The sequence below is a fragment of the Mesorhizobium sp. B2-5-7 genome (assembly GCF_006440875.1).
Lineage (GTDB): Bacteria > Pseudomonadota > Alphaproteobacteria > Rhizobiales > Rhizobiaceae > Mesorhizobium > Mesorhizobium australicum.
The window spans coordinates 601183-608753 of record NZ_VFUO01000005.1 but is presented as its reverse complement, the minus strand read 5'-3'; the positions used below and the strand labels follow the sequence as shown (position 1 = coordinate 608753).

Here is a 7571-nt window from a genome sequence, read left to right as displayed (position 1 = left end):
CACGGTCACGATTGCCGACGGGCATGGCGGCACGGTTGACCAGCTGGTGACGGTGACGGTCACCGGGACCAACGACGATCCGACGATCACGGCGGCGGCGACGGATGCGCTGGGGGCGGTGACGGAAGATGCCGCGGACCCGACGCTGTCGGACACCGGGACGATTGCGTTCAACGACATCGATCTGATCGACGTGCACACCACGAGCGTGGTGGCGGCCGGCACCAACACGCTGGGCGGCACGCTGACGATGGGCGCGGTGAGCGAACTGGCGACCACGGAGCCTGGCACGGTTGGCTGGACCTACCAGGTTGCCAACAGCGCGACGCAGTATCTGGCGGAGGGCGAGACGGCGACCGAAAACTTCACGGTCACGATTGCCGACGGGCATGGCGGCACGGTTGACCAGCTGGTGACGGTGACGGTCACCGGGACCAACGACGCGCCTGTCGTCGCCGTGGCGGATGTCACCGGGGCGGTCACCGAGCTGGTCACCCCGGTCGGCAACCTCACCGACACCGGTACCATTGCCTTCACCGATGTCGACCTCACCGACGCCCACAGCATCAGCGCCGTGACACCTTCGGGCGGCGCGCTCGGCAGTCTCACGGCCAGCGTCACGACCGACAGCACGGGCAGCGGCCTGGGCGGCGTGGTGACCTGGAACTACAGTGTGGCGGCGAGCGCCGTCGAGTACCTCGCCGCTACCGAGACCAAGGTCGAGACCTTCACCTTCAACGTGCTCGACGGCCACGGCGGTTCCGTGCCGCGCACCGTCAGCGTCACCATCACCGGCACCAACGACGCGCCTGTCGTCGCCGTGGCGGATGTCACCGGGGCGGTCACCGAGCTGGTCACCCCGGTCGGCAACCTCACCGACACCGGTACCATTGCCTTCACCGATGTCGACCTCACCGACGCCCACAGCATCAGCGCCGTGACACCTTCGGGCGGCGCGCTCGGCAGTCTCACGGCCAGCGTCACGACCGACAGCACGGGCAGCGGCCTGGGCGGCGTGGTGACCTGGAACTACAGTGTGGCGGCGAGCGCCGTCGAGTACCTCGCCGCTACCGAGACCAAGGTCGAGACCTTCACCTTCAACGTGCTCGACGGCCACGGCGGTTCCGTGCCGCGCACCGTCAGCGTCACCATCACCGGCACCAACGACGCGCCCGACATCCATCTGGTGGCGACTGGAACGGCTGACAGCGCGGCGGCGACATTGACCGAAACAAACGCGGGCCTGTTGACATCCGGCACGCTCACCGTGAATGATTCGGACCTTACCGATGCCGTGAGTTCTTCGGTGACGACAGTCGTGGCCTCGGGCGCCATTACCGGACTTGGGCTGACCAACGCACAGCTGCTGGCGATGCTGAGTGTGACGCCGATCTCGGGCCTTGCCGCGGATCCCGCTGACACCCACAATCTGAGCTGGACGTTCAACTCGGGCACCCAGGCGTTCAACTATCTCGCGGCAGGACAATCACTGGTGCTGACTTACACCGTGCAAAGCACGGACAATCATGCGGTATCCGATATCCAGGCGGTGACGGTGACGATCAACGGCACCAACGACGCGCCGGTAACCGCGGCCGACCTCGTTATCACCAGCGCGGGGAACAATCAGTCGTTTGATATTCCCGAGTGGGCCCTGGTCGCCAACGACACGGACCCAGACAACCCCATTCTTGACGTGCTCGGAGGAAGCGTCGGAAGCGCTACAAGTGGAACAACATCACACACCCAGGGTGCGGGCAATAACGGGTTTGTTACGTTCCAGGATGACGCGAATGCGGCGGGGTCGTTCCAATACCAAGTGACAGACGGAACCGCCTCAGGGCCAGTGGCGACCGTCACTATCGACAATCGGGGTAGCAGTGGAAACACGATCATCGGGACCTCTGCTGGTGAAATCATGATAGGCACCGGCAACAAGGATAATTTCGATGGAGCCGCAGGGAACGACATCATCATAGGCAAGGCAGGTGGTGGCACCTACATCGGAGGCAGTGGAAACGACATAATTGTCTATCAGGTGGGTGTAAACGGCGGAAGCGGGCAGGTCGTAATCCATGGTGACGCCGCAGCGGCGGCGGCCGGCATAGACAGTGACACGCTCAAGCTCATTCAGACGACGTCAGCCACGATCAACCTAGCGAATGCGAACCAAACAACCGCCGCCAATACCACTGTCGACGGCATGGAAAACATCGACGCGAGCCTTTCGTCCGGCGTGATGACCTTGACCGGCTCAAGCGGCGCCAATGTGCTGATCGGCGGATCCGCGGCAGATACCATTACCGGCGGGCTCGATGCGGACACAATGACGGGCGGCGGAGGCGCCGACACGTTTATCATCAACAGTGCGCAGTCCTTGGCGATCATCGGCGGTAGCGGCGATGCCGGGACCGTCACCGGATATGACGTCATTACCGACTTCGTCGGAGCTGCCGATTTCCTCGATTTGCAAGGCGCACCCGCCGCGGCAACCGGCACCAATATTGACGGTGCGAACTCCACTTTGACCATCGGCGGTCAAACCGTGAAATCACATACGATTTCGAACGGCATGGTTACCTTCGACGACGCGGACGCCTATAGTGCCGCGCTAAGCTTGGACGGGACCGACACCTCGCGCGTTGCGGCAGTCGTTCAATATTTGAAGAATAACGATATTGGAAATGCCGGTGCGACGGTGGCGTTCTCCGCAACCATCAATGGCGTGGCCCACACTTATGTCTATGAACAAGTCGGGGCAACCCAGAACCCCGCAAATGACATCCTGGTCGACCTTTCAGGCGTGACGCTGACGAGCGGCGGCACCAGCCTGCAAACCCTGATCACCAACACGCATGTCAAGCCGGCAGGCGTTGCTGGAGAGTCCATCAACCTGGCTCTGACCGACCCTTCGGCGGATCCGAACGACCTGATCACGCTCACGGTCACCGGCGTTCCCTCAGGCTGGAGCCTGAACGCGGGGACGAACAATGGCGACGGCAACTGGACCGTGCAAACAAACGATGTGCGTTCCCTGGCGATCACCTCGTCAACCGGGTTTGCGGGTGCGGTCGTCCTGAACATCGCCGAGACCTGGACGGGAGCGGATGGCAACACGGGGGCCAAGCTGGTTTCCGACAATGTCGAAGCCTACGCGCCGGGTTCGCCGATCTTTGCCTGGTCCGGCGACGACGTGCTGACCGGCTCGCACGGCAACGACCTCTTCGTCTTCTCGCAGCCGATTGGCAATGACACGGTGCACAGCTTCGACACGGCCGCGGACCATATCGATCTCATCGGCTATTCCGGTTTCGCGAGCTTCGCCGACGTCCAGGCGCATATGGCCGACGATGGTAACGGCAATGCGATGATCACACTTGCGGATGGCCAATCGATCACGCTCGACGGTGTGCATTCCAATGCGCTGACCGGCAGCAATTTCGTCTTCGACCAGACGCCGGTGGTCAACAATGCCGGCACCATGACGATCGGCGACGGCGCATTGCTGCCGCTGAGCGGCACGGTCAACAATACCGGCCTCATCTCGCTCGACTCGACCGGCAGCGATACGCTGCTGCAACTCATCCAGCACGGCGTAACATTGCAGGGCGGTGGACAGATCGTCCTTTCCGACAGCGAAGCGAACGTGATCTCCGGCACCGCAGCCGATGTCACCCTGACCAATGTCGACAACACCATCTCCGGCGCCGGTCAACTCGGCGGCGGCCTGCTGTCCCTGGACAACCAGGGCACGATCCTCGCCACCGGCATCCACGCGCTGGTCATCGACACTGGCGGCAGCACAGTCGCCAACTCCGGGATTCTGGAGGCGACGGGTTCGGGTGGCCTGACGGTCAATGGTGCCGTCGCCAATTCCGGACTGATCTGGGCCAATGGCGGTGACATTGTGATAGGTGGTCAAGTCACCGGGGAAGGCGATGCCATAATCGGCAACATGTCGCAGCTGGAATTTCACGCAGCCTCTTCCACCAACGTCGCCTTTGCGGCGGATGCTGCCGGCACATTGCAGCTGGATGATTCATTCGATTTCAGCGGAAGCATCGCCGGCATCACCAATGATGACAAGGTGGACCTCGGAGACATCTTGTTCGGCACAGCAACATCCGCCGTCTATCATATGAACCAGGACGGAAGCGGAGGAACGCTGCTGGTTTCGGATGGTACCCATGATGCCACGCTCCACATCATCGGAGCGTACGATGCAGACAGCTTCACGGTAGCCGACGATGGCACTGGCCGGACCGTGGTTGGCTATCATCCGGACGAATTCCACTTCGTCTGACAGTTCAACGGCCGCAAGGACCAATGTGAAGCGGGCGCCGGATCAAACCGGCGCCCGCTTCATATCTGAATTTCGGACATCAAAGACGCAGGGCGGGGCCTATTTCTCGCGGAATGCCCGCTGGAACGAATCGACCAGTGGCTTGGTGAGGTAGGCCAGAAACGTCCGCTCGCCCGTTGAGATGAATGTCTCGACCGGCATGCCCGGATAGATCTGCTCGGGCTTGACCTGCGGTGGCAGCTTGTCGGCCATTTTCAGCCGTACGGTGAAATAAGGCAGCCCCGTGCTGGGGGTAATCAGCCGGTCTGCCGAGATGTAGAACACCTTTCCGGGTACTTTCGGCGTCGTGCGCGCATTGAGCGCCGTAAACATCATATTCGCATCCTGCCCCACCCGGATCGAGTCGATGTCTTCGGGCTTTATCCTGGCCTCGACGATGAGCTCGTTCGTGGTCGGCAGGAGTTCCATCGCAACCTCTCCCGCTCTGATGACGCTGCCTTGAGAATTGTAGAGGGATCGAACGACGATGCCGTCCACCGGCGCCCGGATGATCGTCCGGTCCAGGACCGATCGAGCAGCGTTGATTTGTTCCTCCAGGTCCGCGACCTGTGCCCGTGCTTTGTTCATCTCGGTCACGGCATCCTCGACCCGGCTGGTTGTTAGCCGTTCAATCTGTTGACGCGCTTCGACGGTCTGGGTTGCAGAACTGGCGATCTGCGCCTCTAGAGACCCTGCCTGGCCTACCAAGTCGGCGGTGCTGCGTAGAAGATCTGTGTATTCCGAACGATTTGTCAGTCCTCTTTCCAGCAGACGCTTTTTGCGTTCGGTTTCCGCATTGACGATTGCGAGCTGGTTTTCCGCGGCCTCCTTTTGGGCCTTGAGCCCAACAATGGCATCCTGAAGTGCTGCTACCCGTTGCTTCAGAATCCCCTGTTCCGCGGCGTAACGCGCTAGCCGCGCCTCAAATTCCTTGCTTTGCTCTCCGAAGACATCGCTATATTCGGAAGCCCCCGAATATGCTCCGAGGTCACTGGACAAGACAATTTTCACAAGTCCGTCCCGCTCTGCTTCGAGCCGCGAAATTTCGGCTTTTTGTGCAACCCACTGCTTTAGAACGCGGTTCAGTTGGGATTGCGCGACCGTCGGATCGAGCACGATCAGGGCTTGGCCTCTTGAGACCCTGTCGCCCTCCCGGACCTTGATGCTGCTGACCACGCCTCCTTCGAGGTGCTGGATCATGACATTTTGCCCAGCTGCAGCCACCACACCCGGCGCGATCGTCGCTCCCCCGATTGGTGCGGTGGCCGCCCAGAAGCCGAAGCCGAGCACGAAAACGGCCACGCTTCCATAGCCGGCCAGCGTGATCCGATTCGTGCGTGTGTCGACATTGCGCTGCCAGCGATACACCTTGGCGTGCGCTTGAATGGCTTGGCTAGGAACCATCATTGGCGACCTTTATGTCGACGCGAGCCGGTGACGGGAAAGGCACCACTCCTTCATTGTCATGCGACGGAGCGGCCGCCGCCGCTGCCGCTTGGCCCCGTCGCTGGGCAAGTTGGTCGAGGACGTTCTTGGTCAAACCGTAAATCTCGACCTGACCATTTCGAAGCATGAGGATGCGATCGCATTTGGAAGCGAGGGAGGGCCGGTGGGTGATGACGAGCACGGTCGTTTTTCGTGAACGGGCCTGGATGATCGCCCGCTCGAGAGCGGCTTCGCCGTCGGAATCGAGATTTGCATTGGGCTCGTCGAGAACCAATAGCTTGGGATCGCCGTAAAAGGCGCGCGCAAGGCCTATGCGCTGACGCTCGCCACCCGAAAGCCGAACGCCGGTCGGGCCGATCAACGTCGAATACCCATCCCTCTGACCTAGGATGAGCTCATGCACCTGGGCCTGTTGAGCTGCTTGAACCAATTTCCCGTCGGGCGCATCCGGCTCGAAACGCGTAATGTTCTGAGCAATGGTTCCTGGAAAAAGCTCTACATCCTGCGGAAGATAGCCAATATAACGGCCAAGCTCCTCCGGATCCCAGTTTCGAATATCGCCGCCGTCCATGCGGATTACCCCCGAGCGGGGCTCGACGGCACCGACGATGAGGCGCGCCAGAGTCGATTTTCCAGCCTGGCTTGGCCCGACGATCGCGACTGTTTCCCCAGCGGCGACTTCAAAGGTCACCCGCTTTATCAGCGGTAGCGAGCCGTCAGCCGAACCTGGAAGATGGTAGACTAACTGATCCGCGCTCAACGCTCCTTGGGGCGTTGGCAATGCGACATTTTCCTTTGGTCCGGACCTCGATTGTACAGCTGAAAGCCGCTTCCAAGCAAGGTTGGCGTCGATGATCTGCCGCCAGCTTCCTATGATCTGATCAAGAGGTTGCAAGGCGCGCGCGGATATCATCGAGGACGCAAATATCATACCGGCGGTCATCTCGTTGTGCAGAACCAGATAAGCACCGACGCCCAATATCGCGATTTGCAATATTGATCGCGTCGTTCGAGAAACACCGCCATAAAATGCATTGGTCCGAGCGAGCCCATCGGAAGCGTGCAGAGAGCCGGAAAAACGGGCGCCCCAGAACTCTATCGCATTGGAAACCATGCCGAGTGCGCGAACGGTTTCGAAGTTTCGCGCGAAGGCCTGTGCCGAATTCATTGCGCCGCTTAGATTCTCTGCCGCCTCTTTGCCCGACCGCGAACTGGCGACTTGGTTCATTACGGCGATGAAAACCATGAGAACCGCCCCGACGACCGTTACAAGAAACAGCAACGGGTGGATGAAATAAAGCAGCCCTACGAAGATGGGCCCAAAAGGAAGATCGAAGAGAAAGAAAATGGTTCGCGAGGCGATAAATCCCCGCAGGGTTGCCAAGTCACGTAAGGCCTGGACATCGCCGAGCCCAGCTCGGGGGCCACTCATTGCAGCGAGAAAAGACGATGTGCCCAAAGAGACATCCAGTCGCGCCGCGAGCCGGCTTGCATATACACCCCGCACGACTTCGAGCACGCCGAAGAGCAAGAGCGACGAAAGCGCAAGCAATGTTAGGTAGGTGAGAGTATCCAGATTGGCCGCAGGCAAGACGCGATCATAGACCTGCAACATGTAGAGAGGCAGAATTAACACCAGGGTGTTCATGACCGCGGAGAAGAGGCCCATTTCGACCACGCTCCTCGATAGCACCGTTCTGTTTGTATAACCGGACATCCCCGAGAATCGCCTTTCCCCCCGCAGGACAAGCATCACATTAGACAGTCTTTATATAGGATTGGG

Annotated in this window: 3 protein-coding genes; 1 reads left to right on the top strand and 2 read right to left on the bottom strand. The window is 60.4% G+C overall.

What is annotated here, in order from left to right; all coding sequences use genetic code 11:
• The first annotated feature begins 46 nt into the window (after positions 1–46).
• Positions 47–4303, top strand: a complete 4257-nt coding sequence (locus FJ543_RS23920) for a calcium-binding protein (protein ID WP_210243716.1) — start codon at positions 47–49, stop codon at positions 4301–4303.
• A 99-nt stretch (positions 4304–4402) separates the two neighbouring features.
• Here the strand turns inward: FJ543_RS23920 and FJ543_RS23915 are convergent, their stop codons facing one another.
• Complete coding sequence (locus FJ543_RS23915) at positions 4403–5749, bottom strand: HlyD family type I secretion periplasmic adaptor subunit (RefSeq protein WP_246678869.1); 1347 nt, start codon at positions 5747–5749, stop codon at positions 4403–4405.
• Positions 5736–7505, bottom strand: coding sequence for a type I secretion system permease/ATPase (locus tag FJ543_RS23910; protein WP_281405333.1), 1770 nt, complete (start codon positions 7503–7505; stop codon positions 5736–5738). Before FJ543_RS23910 ends, FJ543_RS23915 begins: the two co-directional genes overlap by 14 nt.
• Positions 7506–7571 lie beyond the last annotated feature (66 nt).

What these genes read in the sequence shown, in the direction of transcription:
- FJ543_RS23915 (WP_246678869.1), bottom strand. Translation starts at nt 5,749, where the DNA reads ATGATGGTTCCTAGCCAAGCCATTCAAGCGCACGCCAAGGTGTATCGC.
- FJ543_RS23910 (WP_281405333.1), bottom strand. Translation starts at nt 7,505, where the DNA reads ATGTCCGGTTATACAAACAGAACGGTGCTATCGAGGAGCGTGGTCGAA.